Genomic DNA, 16,621 nt, shown 5'->3' on the forward strand with positions numbered 1-16,621 from the left:
GATCAAGCGGGCCACGTCGCTGGCGGGCGTCCGGCCGTGCGGTTCATGTCTCAGGCGGGCGGAGACGCTCAACCGCTGGGTCGTTTTCACCGGACGCCGGTGACGGCGGCCCCACCTCGAACGGAGACCCCCATGGAGCAGACCGTCGTCCCCACCGCGAGCCCGCCCCCGCCCGCCCAACCCTCTTCTTCCTTCGTCTACGCGCTGGGCCGCGTCGAACCGCGCTTCCCCAGCCCCGCCATCGAGAAGGAGCTCGCCCAGAGCGTCGGGCGGGCAGAGGCCGCCGGCCTCACCGATCGCGAGGCTCTCCACGCGGCCCTTTCCATCCGGGCCAACCGCTATCTGGCACGTCAGCTGTGCTGGGTCTTCGTCATCGAGGGGATGGAGACCTACCTGCTGACGCCCCGCGACCCCGCCGACTTCGAGCTGCTGGTGGAAGCCGTCCGGCCCGCGCCCCACCCGGCCGACCTGGATGTGGTGATCGGAACGCGGGGCGCGCTCGCGCCGCCGGAGGCGTGCAACGGCCTGGTCGTTCCGGTCGTGGCGTTCGATCAGCTCTACTCCTTCGGCCGGGACGCCCTGCTCGACGCCATCCCGCGCCCCGACGACATCCCGGAAGCCGACGACGGGCGGTTCCGGAGCGCGGCGGCCGAGGTGCTGGACCGGATCCTGCAGATCGCCGACAACGCCGGCGCCGTCGACGAGCATCGGGCGCTCAACTACCTGGCCGTCCGGTATCCCGCCATCTACGCCCGGACCGCCGCCGCGCACGCCGACAACGCCTCGCTGACCGCCGTCGACGTCCACCCGTCCCGGCTGAGCGGGGTCCGGAAGATCATCGACGTCGTCCTCTCCTACACCCACCGGCGAACGGACGTCACGGACAGATGGTTCGTCCGGGTGGACGTGACAGAGGAGTTCCCCTTCCTGGTGACCAAGCTCTCCCCGTACTACCAGCGCTGATCTCACAGAGAGGCATGAACATGATCCTTCCCGGATTCACCGCCGACGCGTCCTGCTATCGATCGAAGCACTCCTACGCCGGCTTCTCCGGCGCCGGCTCAGGCGCCGGGCCGGCGCTGCTGCGGCCCGCGCAGGAATTGATGTTCACCTGCGACTCGCAGTCGTGCGCCTGCGCGGGCCTGCCCGACTGCATCGACATGTTCGGCACGAACGTCTGCGGCCCCGGCGCGCAGTGCGACTCGACCGGAGGGGATCTCACCTGCCAGTGCTTCCGGCCCTGAACGCCGGTCACCTGTGGTCGTCGTCATCGTCGTCGTCGTCGCTCTTGCCGTCCACGTCGTCGGTCTCCCAGAACTTCCAGCCCTCCCAGCTCGTCGGCACGATGGCGGTCCCGTGGGTGAGGAACCGCACGCCGCAGTCCGCCTGCCGTCTCCACAGCTGGAAGCCGACCCGGTAGCCGAACACCCGATAGCGCAGGTGCCCCCACTTGTCCTTCTTGACGGTCACCGTGTACTCGTGACCCGTCTCGACGGCGTTCTCCTCCTCGACCTCGTGGCCGATTTTCCTGCGCAGCCGGACGATCAGATCGTCGACCGAATACTCGTGCTCGACCTCCTTCTCCAGCCGCACGATGGTCCGTACGAGGTGCCATTCCTTCACCCACACCTTCACTGTGCCGCCGGGGCCGTCGACGTAATGGGTGCCGGGAAGGAAGATGTTGCGCGCCGTGTACGAATCGATGCGGAAGAACGTCTTCGGGCGGCAGGGGCTCGGGGACGGCCCGCCGTTCCCGTACGGAGGCATGTCGCCCGGGCCGCCGTCCCCGTCACCCGAGGGGCCGCCAGGGCCGGCGGAGTCGTCCGGGTCCACCGAGCCGGGATCCGGAGGGTCGTCAGGCACCGGCCGGAGGAGGAGAGCCTGGCCGAAGGGGCCGCCATCGGGGAGATGCGCCACGGCCGGGCCGGACAGGCTCGTGGCCGCCACCCGGACGTCCCCCGCTCGAACGGTCACCGCCCTCGGCTGGGCCACCGGCCGGACGGCCGAGCCGGCGGCCGGCGGCACCGTGACGAACGGCAGGAATGCGCCCACACCGGCGACCACCGCCACCACGGCTCCGCGCGGGCGCCTGGCGATGCGCGTGGCCGCCATATTCCTCATTTCCCGGAATTCGGGCGCAAGCATGCGGATTTTGTCCCTTTCGGAACTAGCTTTCGCGGGGGAGACCATAAGTGCCGACGCTCATCATGCCTGCCCTTCCGGAAAAGAAAGGCAAGCTGACTCTGAATGATGCGTCTCGGAGGTCGCAGCCGTCATTGACGCGTCATACGAAAATGCCGGAGTTTCCGTAAATCGACGTCAGGCGGCCTGAACCCACGCACCGCGGGATCGTTCGCGCCGCGCCCGCGCGGCGAGCGCGGCGGGCGGCACGGGCGGTCACATAATGATGGGCGATGAACACGGGGAGCGACCGGGGGGTCGACGTCAGCGTCATCGTGCCCACGTACGATTGCCGCGCGCACCTTGACCGGTGCGTCACCTCGCTGCTCGTGCAGCAGGTCGCGACGCAGATCATCGTGGTGGACGGCGGCTCACGCGACGGCACGGCGCAGCTCGCCGAGCTGTACGCGGCCTGCCATCCGCGCCTGATCACGGTGATCCGCCTGGACCACCCGAGCACGCCGGGCGGCGCGCGCAACAGGGGGCTGGCGGAGGCTATGGGCCGGTACGTCTACTTCTGCGACGCCGACGGCCACCTCGGGCCCGGCGCCCTGCCGCGGATGGTCGCGGCCGCCGACCGGAACGGCTCCGACATCGTCCTCGGCAGGATCGCGGGAGCCGGTCCGGCGCCGCACGACGTCTTCCGGGAGAACGCCGAACGGGTGGCGTTATCGGCGGGCGCCGTCTACGACGAGCTGTCCTGCTTCAAGCTCTTCCGCCGCGAGATGCTGGAGCGGCACCGCATCCGGTTCGACGAGACTCTCCGGGCCGGGGAGGACCCGGCCTTCTGCGTCCACGCGTACTGCCACGCCCGGGTGATCTCGGTGGTCGCCGACCACGACTGCTACCACGCGGGAGGCCATCGGGACGGCGCGGCGGAGGCGGGGCTCGACCCGCTCGCCTGGCTGCACGCCGCCCGCGTCCCCATCGAGCTCATGGCACGGCACATCCCCCCGGGCCCGCTGCGCGACCGCCTGCTCCTGCGGCATCTGCGCCGCGACGTCCTCGCGCAGCTCGGCGCCCCCTTCCTCGCCGTGGCGGAGGCGGACCGGGAGAAGATCGCCGTCGAGGTCTCCGACATCTGCGCCCAGTGGCTCACCCCAGGCGTACGCGACCTGCTCGGCGAGGCCGGCCGGGCGCGGCTCGCCTCGCTGGAGGACCACGACCGTCTCGTACGGCTCGCGCGCGTGGAGACGGCCGTCCTCCGCCACCACCTGACCGGCGTCGAGTGGCGGGGCGGTCACCTCGTGATCAGCGGACGCGCCGCCCTGCTCGGGCCTGCGGACAACCCCGGCCCTCCCGCCGGGCCGGCACCGGAGGGTGAGGCGGGCCTGGTGCTGCGCGAGCGCACCTCCCGCGACGAGCTGCGCCCTCCGGTGACCCGTGCGGGCCACCTGTTCACCGCCCTGGTCGACGTGGCCGCGCTCCCGCCGGGCGTCTGGGACGTCCACGCGGCCGTCGACTGCGCCGGCGTCCGCAGGACGGCGCGGCTCGGCTCCGAGCGCGGCCCGGGGGTGGCGGCCCCGGCGCCCCGGCTCCAGGACGGCGTCCTGATCGTTCCCTTCCTCACCCGGTCACGGGGCCATCTCGCCATCGACGCCGGCGGCCACGCGGCGCGGGTTCCCGGCTCGGTACGGCTCACGCGCACCGGGTGGGCCGGCAGGCGCCTGCGCGTGGAGGGCCGTGTGGAGGTGGCCGGCGCCCCCGCAGCCGCGGCCGTACGGCGCCTGGTCTGGCGGGAGCGCGCGTCGGGGCGGGAACGGCCGGAGGAGGTGCGGGCCACCGGCCCGGCGACCTTCCTGACGGAGACGGGCGGCTTCCGGCCCGGCACCTGGGACGCCTACCTGGAGCTGGATCTCGGCGGGCCGCCCGTACGCTTCCCGGTCAAGGTCGGCGGCCCGGAGGAGCTGGAGCGGCCGCTGCGCTGGTGGCGCGGCCCGGTGCAGTGGACGGTCCGGCCGTACGCGACCGCCGTCAACCGCCGGCTGAGCACGTCGGTACGCGTCTGCACGCCGCTCACGGTGATCCGCCGGATGCTGCGCACCTTGCGCCACCGCTGAGGACCGTCGCCGCGGACGACCATGCCCTGGTCCAGGGGCCTGTGAACCGGCCTTGAGCACCCCCGGTCGCACTAATGCGAATGAGTTGCAACAACAACTTTATGTCTTAAAGTGGAGGACAGATCGGTCCATCTCGGAGAGGGTCAGCGTGCACGTACCCGACGGATTCTTCGACGTCCCCGTTTCCGTCGGCGCCGGAGTCTTCGCCGCCGCGGGTGTGGCCGTGTGCCTGCGCGGCGCCCGGCGCGAGCTGGACGACCGGACCGCCCCGATGGCCGGCCTGGTCGCCGCGTTCATCTTCGCGGTCCAGATGCTGAACTTCCCGGTCGCCGCCGGCACGAGCGGCCACCTCCTGGGAGGGGCGCTCGCCGCGATACTCGTCGGGCCCTACACGGCGGTGCTCTGCGTCGCCGTGGTGCTGCTCGTGCAGGGGTTCTTCTTCGCCGACGGCGGGCTGACCGCCCTCGGAGTCAACATCTCCCTGATGGCGATCGTGACCACGGTCGTCGGGTGGGCCGTCTTCCGGACGGTCACCCGGGCCGCCCCCGGCAGCCGCCGGGCGGTGGTCGCGGGGTCGTTCGTGGCCGCGCTGGTGTCGGTGCCCGCAGCCGCGCTGGTCTTCACGGCGCTGTTCTGGCTCGGCGGCACCGCGCCGATCGAGGTCTCCTCGGTGGCCGTGGCGATGGGCGGCGTCCACCTGCTGATCGGCCTCGGCGAGGGGCTGATCACCGCCGTCACGGTGAGCAGCGTGCTGGCCGTCCGGCCGGACCTGGTGTACGGCGCGCGGGGCCTGGCGAGGCGGCTGGTGCTCCGCACGGCGGACGGCGAGGTCGAGGTCGGGGAGCAGGAGCCCGCCCCCGTGCGCGCCGGTCTGCGGCCGGTGCTCGTGGGGGGCGCGCTCGTCGCGGTCCTCCTCGCGGGCTTCGTCTCCTTCTACGCCTCCAGTGCCCCCGACGGCCTGGAGAAGGTGGCCGCCGACAAGGGACTGAGCGCGAACGCCGGGCCGCACCACCTGGAGGACGCGCCCCTCGCCGGGTACGGCGTCAAGGGCGTCGACGACCAGCGGCTGTCGAATGGCCTCGCCGGGGTCGCAGGCGTGGGGCTGACCGTCGTGGCCGGCGGAGCGGTCTTCTACGCCGTACGGCGCCGCCGCAGGCACCAGGACAGGGCGATCGCATGAGCCTCCCGGGCGGGCGACCGGAATGAGCGGCGGCCACCACCAGCTCTACCGGCCGGGGGAGACGCTCGTCCACCGGCTGCCGCCGCAGTGCAAGCTCGTCGCCGTCGTCTCCTTCGCCGTGGCGGTCGTCGCCACGCCGCGCGAGTGCTTCTGGGCGTTCGGCGTGTACGCCCTGCTTCTGGGCGCCGTCGCGGCGGCCGCACGGGTGCCCGCGGCGTTCGTGGCCCGCCGCATGGTCATCGAGGTGCCGTTCGTGCTGTTCGCCGTGGCCATCCCGCTCATCGGCACCGGCGAGCGGATCGAAGCGCTGGGCGTGTCGCTGAGCGTCCCCGGGCTGTGGGCGGCGTGGAACATCCTGGCCAAGGCGACCCTCGGCGTGGCCGCCTCGATCCTGCTCGCCGCCACCACCGAGCCCCGGATGATGCTTCTCGGCGCCGAGCGGCTGCGGCTGCCGCGGCTGCTCGTCCAGATCGCGACCTTCATGCTCCGCTACATGGACGTGATCGGCGACCAGATGCGCCGGATGCGGGTCGCCCGTGAGTCGCGCGGCTTCGTGGCCAGGGACCTGCGCCAGGCTCCGGTGCTGGCCAAGTCGGCGGGCGCGCTGTTCATCCGGTCGTACGAGCGGGGGGAGCGAGTGCATCTCGCGATGCTGAGCCGCGGCTACACGGGCGAGATGCCGTCGATCCGGGACCTTTCCGCCTCCCGGCGCGACTGGGGGGTGGCCGCCCTGCTGCCCGGCCTGGCATTCGTGGCAGCCTTGGTGGCGTGGAGCCTCCCATGACCGCCGTCCCCCTTCCCGTCAGCCTTCCCGACAGCCTCAAGGTGAGCGGCCTGGCGTACGCCTATCCCGACGGCACGCAGGCGCTGTTCGGCGTGGACCTGACGATCGGCAGGGGGGAGCGGGTCGCCCTGCTCGGCCCGAACGGCGCGGGGAAGACCACGCTGGTCATGCACCTCAACGGCATCCTGACCGCCGGGCACGGCTCGGTCGAGGTGGCCGGGCTGCCGGTGCGCAAGGACACGCTGCGGGAGATCCGCCGCCGGGTGGGTCTCGTCTTCCAGGACCCGGACGACCAGCTCTTCATGCCGACCGTCCGCGAGGACGTGGCCTTCGGGCCGGCCAACCTCGGCCTGAAGGGCGAGGAGCTCGACCGGCGGGTGCGGGACGCGCTCGACAAGGTCGGCATGATCGACGCGATCGACCGGCCGCCGCACCACCTGTCGTTCGGCCAGCGGCGCCGGGTCGCGGTGGCGACCGTCCTGGCGATGGAGCCGGAGATCGTCGTGCTCGACGAGCCGTCCTCCAACCTGGACCCCGCGTCGCGGCGTGAGCTCGCCGGCATCCTGCGCGATCTCGACGTCACGGTGCTCATGGTGACCCACGACCTGCCGTACGCCCTGGAGCTGTGCGAGCGCGCGATGATCCTTTCCGGCGGGGTGATCGCGGCGGACGGGCCGACCGCGGCGCTGCTGTCGGACGGCGACCTGCTCTCGGCGCACCGCCTGGAACTCCCGTACGGCTTCGCCGTGCCGGCTCACCCCCACTGACACAGAAGTAAAGTGGGGCCTCCGGAGGAGGTTCAAGGATGAAGCTGCGGCTCGCACGCCAGTCGCTCTCGGGTGCGGTCGTCGTGGCTGTGGAGGGCGAGCTCGACCTTTTCACGGCTCCGTTCCTGCGCGACGAGGTCCGGGACGCCATCCAGAACGACGGGCCGACGCTCGTGCTCGACCTCACCGCGCTGTCGTTCATGGACTCCAGCGGCCTGAGTGTGCTGATCGAGGCGTGGCGGCTGGCCACCAGCGAGGGCGGGGGCGTCCGCCTCGCCTCGCCGCAGCCTCCGGTGGCCCGCATCCTGCGCACCACCGGCCTCGACCGGAGGATCAAGGTCTACCCGGACGTCGATGCCGCAATTTTGGGCCACCCTGAGTAGAACTTCATTCGGTTGGCGCGTTAGGGTCCGGCTATGGATCTGAACGGAGCAGCAGCAATCATCTCGGGCGGCGCCAGTGGCCTCGGTGAGGCCACGGCCCGCGAGCTGGCCCGCATCGGCGCCACCGTGGTCATCGCCGACCTGAACGCCGAGCGCGGCAAGGCGCTGGCCGACGAGGTCGGCGGCGTCTTCGCGCACACCGACGTGGCGGACGAGGGGTCGGTGCAGGCGGCCGTGGACGCCGCGGTCGCCACCGGCCGGCCGTTGCGCGCCGTGATCAGCAGCGCGGGCATCGGATGGGCCTCCCGGACCGTGGGGCGCGACGGGTCGCCGCACGACCTCGCGTCCTACCGCAAGGTCATCGAGGTCAACCTGATCGGCACCTTCAACCTGATGCGCATCGGCGCGGCGGCCATGGCGAAGACGGAGCCCGCCGACGCCGACGGCGCCCGCGGCGTCGTCGTCAACACCGCCTCGGTCGCCGGCATCGAGGGCCAGACCGGCCAGGTGGCGTACTCCGCGTCCAAGGGCGGCATCATCGGCATGACCCTGCCCGCCGCCCGCGATCTCGCCGCGATCGGCGTGCGCGTCCTCACCATCGCCCCCGGCATCATCGACACCCCGATCTACGGCACGATCGGCGACAAGAACGCCGACGAGTTCAAGGCCAAGCTCATCCAGCCGGTGGCGTTCCCGAAGCGGCTCGGCAAGGCCTCCGAGTTCGCCCACCTGGTCCGGGCGCTCATCGAGAACGACTACATGAACGGCGAGGTCATCCGCTTCGACGGCGGCATCCGCTTCCAGCCCAAGTAACCGCGAAGGAGCACAGGTGTCCGGCTCATTGGAAGCGGAAGACGTACTCGTAGAGGCCGACGGCGGAGTGGCCGTCATCACCATCAACCGCCCGCGGGCCAGGAACGCCGTGAACGGCGCCGTGGCGCGCGGGATCGCCGCGGCCCTCGACGACCTGGACGGGCGCCGCGACGTGGCGGCGATCGTCCTCACCGGGGCGGGCGGCACGTTCTCCGCCGGCATGGACCTCAAGGGCTTCCTCACCGGCGACCTCCCGGTCGTCGAGGGACGCGGGTTCGGCGGCGTCACCGAGGCGCCGCCGCGCAAGCCCCTCCTCGCGGCCGTCGAGGGGTACGCGCTGGCCGGCGGCTTCGAGCTCGCCCTGTCCTGCGACATCATCGTGGCGTCCGAGGACGCCAAGTTCGGCCTGCCGGAGCCCAAGCGGGGCCTGGTGGCGGGGGCGGGCGGCGTCATGCGGCTGCCCCGCCGGATCCCGTACCACGTGGCGATGGAGATCGCCCTGACCGGCGACCACTACCCGGCGTCGCGGCTCTACGAGCTGGGGCTGGTCAACCGGGTCACGCCGGCCGGCGCGGCGCTCGACGGCGCGATCGAGCTTGCCCGCAAGATCGCGGCCAACGCGCCGCTGGCGGTCGCCGCGACCAAGAGGATCGTGGTCGAGTCGGCCGACTGGTCGCGGGAGGAGATGTTCGCCAAGCAGGGCGAGATCGCCGGGCCGGTCTTCGTCTCGAAGGACGCGATGGAGGGCGCGGCGGCCTTCGCCGAGAAGCGGCCGCCGAACTGGTCGGGACAGTAGCGCTCACGGCGGCGTTCGTACGGGGCGCCGCCACCCGCGACGTGCGAATACGGCGCGGCGGGCGAATCCCGCATGATCGGCCGCAGACGGGGCAGTCCGCTCATTCGTGACCGGGACTGCGTACCGTAAAGCCATGAACGATTCCGAGACCGGGCCGCTCCCGGCGGGCCGGTCGATGAAGGACCGCACGACCAGGCTGCTGGGCGGCGCCCTGGGCAGCGCGATCCTGATGGTCATCCTCGTGTCGGCCATGTGGGCGGTCGAGGTCGTCGACTACATCGAGGACGGCCGGCTGGACCGGTACGGGATCGTGGCCCACGAGACGGACGGCCTGCCCGGGATCCTGTTCGCCCCGTTCCTGCACGCCGGGTTCCCGCACCTCATGGCCAACTCGGTGCCGCTGCTCATCCTCGGCTTCCTCGCCGCGATCAGGGGGATCGGCCGGTTCCTCGGGGCGAGCCTCGTGATCATCTTGATCAGCGGGCTGGGGGTGTGGTTCACCAGCCCGCCCAACACGCTGACGATCGGCGCGAGCGGCCTCGTTTTCGGATATTTCGGTTATGTCGTGGCCCGGGGTCTGTTCGACCGCCGGGCCTTCGACATCCTGCTCGGCGTGGTGGTCGCCGTGCTGTACTACTCGATCCTGTGGGGGGCCCTGCCCTCCCAGCCGGGCATCTCCTGGCAGGGCCACCTGTTCGGCCTCATCGGCGGCGTCCTCGGCGCCTGGCTGCTGCGCCGCCGCCGTCGCGTGCCGTCCGCCGTCTGAACCGCGCATCCGTCTCGAAGCGGCCGTACGGCGCGGGCCAGGACAGAGCCGCGCGGCCGTACGGCGGGGATGGGATCAGAGGCGCTCGACCACGTAGTCCACGCAGACCGTCAGCGCCTCGATGTCGGCGGGGTCGATGGCCGGGAACATCGCGATCCTGAGCTGGTTGCGGCCGAGCTTGCGGTACGGCTCGGTGTCGACGATGCCGTTGGCCCGCAGCACCTTCGCGACGGCGGCGGCGTCGACCGAGTCGTCGAAGTCGATGGTCCCCACGACGTTGGAGCGCTGGGCCGGGTCGGCGACGAACGGCGTGGTGTAGGACGTCTTGTCCGCCCAGGTGTACAGGCGGGCCGCCGACTCCGCGGAGCGGGCCGTGGTCCACGCCAGGCCGCCCTGGCCGTTCATCCAGTCGAGCTGGTCGGCCAGCAGGAAGAGCGTCGCGACGGCCGGGGTGTTGTAGGTCTGGTCCTTCGACGAGTTGTCGATCGCCGTCGGCAGGCTGAAGAACTCGGGGACGAACCGCCCGCTGTCCGCGATCTCCGACACCCGGGCCAGCGCCCTGGGCGAGAAGAGCGCGAGCCACAGGCCGCCGTCGGAGGCGAAGCTCTTCTGCGGGGCGAAGTAGTAGACGTCGAACTCCTCCGCCGACACGGGCAGGCCGCCCGCGCCGCTGGTGGCGTCGACCAGCACGAGCGAGTCGTCGCCGCCCACCCGCTTGATCGGCATGGCGACGCCGGTCGAGGTCTCGTTGTGGGTGAGCGCGTAGACGTCCACGCCGTCCTCGGCCACCGGCAGCGGGTGGCTGCCCGGCTCGGACTTGATCACCGTCGGGTCGCCCAGCCAGGGCGCCTTGGCGGCCACGGTCGCGAACTTGGAGGAGAACTCGCCGAAGTGCAGGTGCTGCGAACGCTCCCGGATGAGCCCGAAGGAGGCGATGTCCCAGAACGCGGTCGTGCCGCCGTTGCCGAGCACGACCTCGTACCCCTCGGGCAGCGAGAACAGGTCCGCGAGACCCGCACGGACCCGGCCGACCAGGTTCTTTACCGGCTTCTGGCGGTGGGACGTGCCCATCACGCTCGCTCCGGCGTCGGCGAGAGCCGCCAGCTGCGCGGGGCGGACCTTCGAGGGCCCGCAGCCGAACCGGCCGTCGGCGGGCTTGATGTCAGTGGGAATCACGATGTCAGCCACCCCACCAAGAGTAGTTACGTCTACCGGGTGGTACGGCCTGGGTCCGCATTTTGAGACCGTACGACGGGGCCCGTCTCCGGTCGGCCGTCCTCGGCCTGGGAGTCGAGGACGTGGACGTCGTGTGGGGATGTTTATCGGTTTCCAGCTTATCGGCGATAAGTCGCCCACGTTCACGATCGCCTTTTCCGGGATCATTCATTTGACCAGGGTGCCTGTTTACCATGGCCTCATGTCGGAGCGATTACTGGTATTCGCCGGTGCGACGATTCTGCTCGCGATCTCGCCGGGCCCGGCGTCCGCACTGGTGATCCGCCAGACCCTGCATGGGGGGCGCCGGATCGCTTTCATGTCGATTCTCGGGGTGGCGACCGGCCTCCTGGCATGGCTCGCGTCCGCCGTGCTGGGCCTGTCCGCGCTGATCGCGGCCAGCCCCGGCATGTTCGACGCGGTCCGCGTCGCCGGCGCGGCGCTGCTCGTCCTGATCGGCCTGCGCACGCTCCTGCGGGCGCGCACGCGCCGCGATCGGGACCCGGGGACGCACACGCCCCCGCCGCGCCCCCTGGGCGCGTACGCCGTCGGCCTGCTCACCTGCCTGACCAACCCCAAGGTGGCGGTGTTCGCGCTCGCGCTGCTGCCCCAGTTCGTCTCCGCCGGAGAGTGGTCCTGGGGCCGGGCGGCGGCCTATGCCCTGGTCTGGGCCGCGTCCAGCAGCCTGTGGTACACGCTGCTGTCACTGCTGCTCAGCAAGGTCCGATGGGTATTCGAACGGTCCGCCGTCCGCCGCCGCCTGGAACAGGTGACCGGTGTCGTCCTCCTCTGCCTGGGCGTTCGCCTGGTCGTCAACTGACCTCTCCTTCGCGCGGTCCCGATCGCAGGCGGCCGGGATCCGCACGCCGGGGGAATGCGCTTTTCCGCGCCACCGGCCGTTGTGGACCCGTGGTCCGGTGGTGGGACATCATGGTTTCCCGTCTCGCGATCACGCCGTCCGTGCGCGCGAATCCCGTCCCCCCTGGGAGGCAGCCTCGTGGCCGACCTGCACGGTGTCGTCGAGGGGCTGGTGCGGCGGCCGTTCTTCTGGCTGCCCGATCGGCCGCTTCCCCTCGTGTTCGTCATCGGGCACGATCACGACGCCTTCGAGTCGGTACGGCGGCTGGCGGCGCCGTTCGAGGACTGTCTCACGCACGCCTCGGTGCCGGCGGCGCAGCACGCGTCGGTCCGCGATCTCGTCACGGCCCTCGCGGGGGAGCGGGGGCAGCTCGGCAGGCCGGTGGGCGGCTCCTTCCTGCCCCCACCTCGCTTTCCCCTCGTCCAGTTCGCCCTGTGGGCGCGCCGCCAGCGCGACGAGCGGCCGGCCGTCGAGCCCGCCGCCGGGGCGTGGCCGCCTGATCCGCAGTCGCGCGCGGGCTATGACGAGTTCAAGGAGCGGCTCAAGCAGTGGCGCAGGGGCAGGTACGGCGGAGACAGGGGACGCAGGACGGTCGCCGACTTCGTCGGCCGGGCCGCCACCACATGGGTGCCGGTGGGAACCCTGGCCGCCTGGTGGGCGGGCGGGGCGTCGGACCTGGTCAGCCTCCTCCCGTGGGCGCTCGGGGTGCTCGTCGCCATGGCCGGCACCGGCGCCCAGGCCATGCTCTCCATCCGGGGATCGTTCTTCAACGGCTGGTTCAGGCGGCAGCCGTACCTGGCGAGGAAGCGCTTCGAACGCCTGCCGAAATACGCGCTCCGGCTGGCCAGCGCGAGCGAGGAGGACGTCGAGCGGCTACTCGTCCACGCGATGTGCCAGGACCTCCGCCAGGCGTACCAGAAGTGGATCATTCCGTGGCCGAGCTGGGGGCGGGGGCTGTACGGGTTGCTGGCCCTGGACGCGACGCAGCCCGGCGGGGCCGTCGAGAGGTTCCTGCGGATCCTGGAGGAGACCACCGAGGAGACCGGGCTCCTCCCGCCGGTCCTGGTCCTGGCCGCCGTCCCCGAGAGCGTCGCGACGACTCCGCGGCCGGTCATCGCGGGCAGGCTGGCGGAGCTCCCGTCGCTGATCGGCGACTGGCGGACGACGGTGCGGCGGCGGGTGCCGCCGCTGCGGCTCCTGGTCAGCGCGTCCACCCGCCCCGTGGACGAGGATTACCGGCCCCGGCTGCTCGCCACCCGGACGCGGGCGATCGGCTACTGGTGCGTGATGGCGCTGCTGGTCATCGGCCCCATCATGTGGCTGGCCCGCAACCAGCAGGACAGGAACGCCCATTGCGGCGGCCTGCCCTGGGCCGAGCACGTCGGCGGGGAGTGCGTGGGCGTCGTCAACACCGCGGGGCACGGCCCCGAGAGCCTGTTCGGCCGCTCGATCGACGACCTGATCCGCAAGATCGACGGAAACAACGCCGTCGCCAGGGACTCCGGCCCGTACGTGAGCGTGGTCCTGTTCGGCGAGTACTCGATCAGGAACGCCCAGCCCGACGACGACCGGCTGTCCGCGGCCGTGTCCGAGCTGACGGCGGTGGAGGCCTACCAGCGCTCGGTCTCGAACACGCCCCGTCTCGAAGTCCTGGTCGCCAACGCGGGTGACCAATTCTCGCGGGCGGGGCGGACGGCGGAGCTGATCAGCGGGCTGGCGGCCGAGGATCCCCACGTGCTCGGCGTGATCGGCTTCCAGAGGAGCGTCACGGGCGTCGAAGAGGCCATACGGACGCTGCACGCGGCCAAGATCCCGATGCTCGCCACCACGGCGACCGCCGACCGCCTCGGATACGTCAGGGACGACCCGGCCGAGGTCAACGGCGGGACCACCGCGTACGGCCGCCCGTCCCCGTACTACTTCCACCTCAGCCCGACGAACTACCGGGAGGCCGTCCTGGCGGCGAGGTTCGCCCGCCGCAGACTCCTCGCGGACGTCGAAGGACCGTCGGCGGTGATCATCCAGGACCAGTCGTCCGGCGACCGGTACACGAACAACCTCGCCGACGACTACGGCAAGGCGTTGCGCGAGGAGGGGATCCGGCTGCACGAGCCCGTCTACTACAGCGTGCGCGGCGGCGGGATCGCGGAGGCGGCGTCGCTCGCGTGCCGCCGCAAGCCCGACCTCATCCTCTACGCGGGCCGGGCGCCGGAGTTCCTCGGCTTCCTCAGCTCGGTCGAGGGCGACGACTGCGGGCACGGGACGGTCAAGGTGCTCGCCGGCGACGACGTCATCAAGGTGGTCGCCGACCACGGACGCGAGATCGGCGACCTCAAACGGGTCGAGGTCCACTACGCGGCGCTGGCCGGACGGGAGCTGTGGCGCGACGGTGCCACGGCGCCGACGAGATTCGTCCAGAGCCTGCTCGCGGGCGGGAACGCGCACGCGGTCGAGGACAACCTCATCCTCACCTACGACGCGGTGAGCCTGTTCTACTACGCCGCGAACCGGGCCTATCAGGGCAGGCTGCCCAGCAGGGGAGACATCCTCTACCGGCTCGCCCTCACCTCCGGGCGCTCCGCGTGGAACGGATCCAGCGGGGTGATCGACTTCGCCGGCACCGAGGCGCACGATCCCGCGGACAAGGCTGTCACGATCATGAAGGTGAACGGGACGGGCGCGGGCGGTTCCACGGTCCTGGTCCGCTGCGGGCGCCTGAGGGTCGACGAGCCGAGGGCGAGGGACCCGCTCTGCAAGGACCTCCCCGACGTGCCCTCTGAGCAGGCCACCCCCTGAACGGCGCGAAAGGGCCGCCTGAAAAGGGTGCGGCGGCCTCCGAGCCGGAGACCGCCGGGCCCTTCACGGGGTGGTTCAGACCTTGCCGACGACCTCTTGCGAGCCGGGCACCTCGTTGACCGAGCGCTGGCTGGGGCCCACGTAGGTCGCGCTGGGGCGGACGAGCCTGCCCGTGCGCTTCTGCTCCAGGATGTGGGCGGCCCAACCGGCGGTCCGGGCGCAGGTGAACAGCGAGGTGAACATGTGGGAGGGCACCTCGGCGAAGTCGAGGATGACCGCGGCCCAGTACTCCACGTTGGTCGCGAGGACGCGGTCGGGCTTGCGGGCGTGCAGCTCCTCCAGCGCGGCCGTCTCCAGCGCGGCGGCCACCTCGTAGCGGGGCGCGCCCAGCTCCTTGGCTGTACGGCGGAGAACGCGGGCGCGCGGGTCCTCGGCCCGGTAGACCCGGTGGCCGAAGCCCATGAGGCGCTGGCCCTTGTCGAGCTCGCTCTGGACGTACTTGCGGGCGTCACCCATCTGCTCGACGCCCTCGATCATGTGCAGCACGCGCGCGGGGGCGCCGCCGTGCAGCGGGCCGGACATCGCGCCCACGGCCCCGGACAGGGCCGCGGCCACGTCCGCGCCGGTCGAGGCGATCACACGCGCGGTGAACGTGGAGGCGTTCATGCCGTGCTCGGCGGCGGAGGTCCAGTACGCGTCGATGGCCTTGACGTGCCGGGGGTCCGGCTCACCGCGCCACCGGATCATGAACCGCTCGACGATGCTCTCGGCCTCGTCGACGCGCTTCTGCGGCACCATGGGCAGACCCAGCCCGCGAGCCGACTGGGCCACGAACGACAGGGCGGTCACCGAGGCGCGTGCGAGATCGTCGCGGGCCTGGTCGTCGTCGATGTCGAGCAGCGGCCGGAAGCCGTACGCGGGCGCCAGCATGGCCAGCGCGCTCTGCACGTCTACACGGATGTCGCCGGAATGGACAGGAACGGGGTACGGCTCCGCAGGCGGCAGGCCCGGCTGGAACGTGTTGTCGACGAGCAGGCCCCATACGTGTCCATAGGAGACGTGGCCGACGAGCTCTTCGATGTCGACGCCCCGATACCGAAGGGCGCCCCCTTCTTTGTCCGGTTCCGCGATCTCGGTCTCGAACGCGACCACGCCTTCGAGGCCGGGTTTGAAGTCGGACATTCTCGGCCGCCTCCCTCTCTTGTGAAGTCCCAGAGCCTTGATGTCGAGATACCGGCGGGTCAATTTAACCCTCAAGGACGCAGTGCCCTGCCCCCGGCCCTCCCTCACGCCGTTCTCCCTGGTAGGGGCCACCGCGCGGAACATCAACCGAGCGCGCAACAATACCGTTCCGTGGACAGCGCTTCGCAACTACCCGGGCTCCGACACAGCTACGAAGGTGAGCCCCTCCTCGAATCGGACATGGCCGGCGATCCCGTGGGGCAGTTCACGCTGTGGTTCGCCGACGCCGTGGCCGCGGGGCTGCCCGAACCCAACGCCATGATCGTCGCAACGTCCTCGGGCGGCGGCCGGCCGTCGGCGCGCACCGTCCTGCTCAAGGGCTTCGACGAGCGGGGGTTCGTGTTCTTCACGAACTACGAGTCGCGCAAGGGCCGCGACCTCACCGAGAACCCGCGCGCCTGCCTGCTGTTCCCCTGGCACCCCATCAGGCGTCAGGTCCGCGTCGAGGGCCCGGTCGTACGGATCCCGCGCGAGGACAGCGCCGCCTACTTCCACTCCCGCCCGTACGGCTCCCGCATCGGCGCGTGGGCCTCGCGGCAGTCGGCCGTGGTGCCGTCGCGGGAGCATCTGGAGGCCCGCTACCAGGAACTGGCCCGCCGCTGGCCCGACGACCCGCCGCTGCCTGACTTCTGGGGCGGGCTGCGGGTAATCCCGTCGGAGGTGGAGTTCTGGCAGGGCCAGACCGACCGCATGCACGACCGGCTCCGGTACCGGAGGAGCGGCGGCTCCTGGGTGATGGAGCGCCTCGCGCCCTGATCCGCCCGGCCCGGCGCTCCGGT

General features: G+C 71.6%; 16 protein-coding genes. 13 read left to right on the top strand and 3 right to left on the bottom strand.

The genetic code is table 11. The features are described 5' to 3' along the window. Positions 1–132 precede the first annotated feature (132 nt). Both AB0B72_RS10055 and AB0B72_RS10060 read left to right on the top strand, forming a co-directional pair. Entirely contained in the window at positions 133–963 is an 831-nt protein-coding gene (locus tag AB0B72_RS10055) for a hypothetical protein (RefSeq protein ID WP_367738247.1), read from the top strand. 20 nt (positions 964–983) lie between these two features. Then, positions 984–1,244: a hypothetical protein gene (locus AB0B72_RS10060; RefSeq protein WP_367738248.1), complete on the top strand. Its 261-nt coding sequence runs from the start codon at positions 984–986 to the stop codon at positions 1,242–1,244. 7 nt (positions 1,245–1,251) lie between these two features. Here the strand turns inward: AB0B72_RS10060 and AB0B72_RS10065 are convergent, their stop codons facing one another. Further along, the gene (locus AB0B72_RS10065; protein ID WP_367738249.1) at positions 1,252–2,112 is read right to left on the bottom strand and encodes a hypothetical protein; all 861 of its coding nucleotides are present in this window, start codon (positions 2,110–2,112) and stop codon (positions 1,252–1,254) included. Positions 2,113–2,414: 302 nt separating this feature from the next. Here AB0B72_RS10065 and AB0B72_RS10070 point away from each other — a divergent pair, with 302 nt between their 5' ends. The 8 genes from AB0B72_RS10070 (at position 2,415) to AB0B72_RS10105 (ending at position 9,730) form a co-directional block, all read left to right on the top strand. After that, a complete protein-coding gene (locus AB0B72_RS10070; RefSeq protein WP_367738250.1) occupies positions 2,415–4,241 on the top strand; it encodes a glycosyltransferase family 2 protein in 1,827 nt (608 codons plus the stop codon). Positions 4,242–4,389: 148 nt separating this feature from the next. Continuing rightward, positions 4,390–5,421, top strand: coding sequence for an energy-coupling factor ABC transporter permease (locus AB0B72_RS10075; protein WP_367738251.1), 1,032 nt, complete (start codon positions 4,390–4,392; stop codon positions 5,419–5,421). A gap of 22 nt (positions 5,422–5,443) precedes the next feature. Next, positions 5,444–6,205, top strand: coding sequence for a cobalt ECF transporter T component CbiQ (cbiQ, locus tag AB0B72_RS10080; RefSeq protein ID WP_367738252.1), 762 nt, complete (start codon positions 5,444–5,446; stop codon positions 6,203–6,205). Next, entirely contained in the window at positions 6,202–6,972 is a 771-nt protein-coding gene (locus AB0B72_RS10085; RefSeq protein WP_367738253.1) for an energy-coupling factor ABC transporter ATP-binding protein, read from the top strand. The genes cbiQ and AB0B72_RS10085 overlap by 4 nt, the downstream gene beginning before the upstream one ends. Positions 6,973–7,010: 38 nt before the next feature. Beyond that, positions 7,011–7,355: an STAS domain-containing protein gene (locus AB0B72_RS10090; RefSeq protein ID WP_367738254.1), complete on the top strand. Its 345-nt coding sequence runs from the start codon at positions 7,011–7,013 to the stop codon at positions 7,353–7,355. A gap of 33 nt (positions 7,356–7,388) precedes the next feature. Next, entirely contained in the window at positions 7,389–8,168 is a 780-nt protein-coding gene (locus AB0B72_RS10095; RefSeq protein WP_367738255.1) for an SDR family NAD(P)-dependent oxidoreductase, read from the top strand. Positions 8,169–8,184: 16 nt separating this feature from the next. Further along, positions 8,185–8,964: a crotonase/enoyl-CoA hydratase family protein gene (locus tag AB0B72_RS10100; protein WP_367738256.1), complete on the top strand. Its 780-nt coding sequence runs from the start codon at positions 8,185–8,187 to the stop codon at positions 8,962–8,964. Positions 8,965–9,097: 133 nt separating this feature from the next. Beyond that, the gene (locus AB0B72_RS10105) at positions 9,098–9,730 is read left to right on the top strand and encodes a rhomboid family intramembrane serine protease (protein WP_367738257.1); all 633 of its coding nucleotides are present in this window, start codon (positions 9,098–9,100) and stop codon (positions 9,728–9,730) included. Between the two features lie 75 nt (positions 9,731–9,805). Here the strand turns inward: AB0B72_RS10105 and serC are convergent, their stop codons facing one another. Continuing rightward, positions 9,806–10,918 (bottom strand): phosphoserine transaminase, encoded by a 1,113-nt coding sequence (gene serC, locus AB0B72_RS10110; RefSeq protein WP_367738258.1) that lies wholly within the window; start codon positions 10,916–10,918, stop codon positions 9,806–9,808. A 229-nt stretch (positions 10,919–11,147) separates the two neighbouring features. On the opposite strand from serC, the gene AB0B72_RS10115 reads away from it, so the two are divergent. After that, positions 11,148–11,765: a LysE family translocator gene (locus AB0B72_RS10115; RefSeq protein WP_367738259.1), complete on the top strand. Its 618-nt coding sequence runs from the start codon at positions 11,148–11,150 to the stop codon at positions 11,763–11,765. Between the two features lie 177 nt (positions 11,766–11,942). Beyond that, positions 11,943–14,600 carry an ABC transporter substrate-binding protein gene (locus AB0B72_RS10120; RefSeq protein WP_367738260.1) on the top strand — a complete coding sequence of 886 codons (2,658 nt, stop codon included), beginning with the start codon at positions 11,943–11,945 and terminating at the stop codon, positions 14,598–14,600. 75 nt (positions 14,601–14,675) lie between these two features. Here AB0B72_RS10120 and AB0B72_RS10125 read toward each other — a convergent pair whose 3' ends face one another. Then, positions 14,676–15,782, bottom strand: coding sequence for a citrate synthase 2 (locus tag AB0B72_RS10125; protein ID WP_367738261.1), 1,107 nt, complete (start codon positions 15,780–15,782; stop codon positions 14,676–14,678). A 171-nt stretch (positions 15,783–15,953) separates the two neighbouring features. Here AB0B72_RS10125 and pdxH point away from each other — a divergent pair, with 171 nt between their 5' ends. Next, positions 15,954–16,598, top strand: coding sequence for a pyridoxamine 5'-phosphate oxidase (gene pdxH / locus AB0B72_RS10130; RefSeq protein ID WP_367738262.1), 645 nt, complete (start codon positions 15,954–15,956; stop codon positions 16,596–16,598). The last annotated feature ends 23 nt before the right edge of the window (positions 16,599–16,621 follow it).

This window comes from Microbispora sp. NPDC049125 (assembly GCF_040802045.1).
Lineage (GTDB): Bacteria > Actinomycetota > Actinomycetes > Streptosporangiales > Streptosporangiaceae > Microbispora.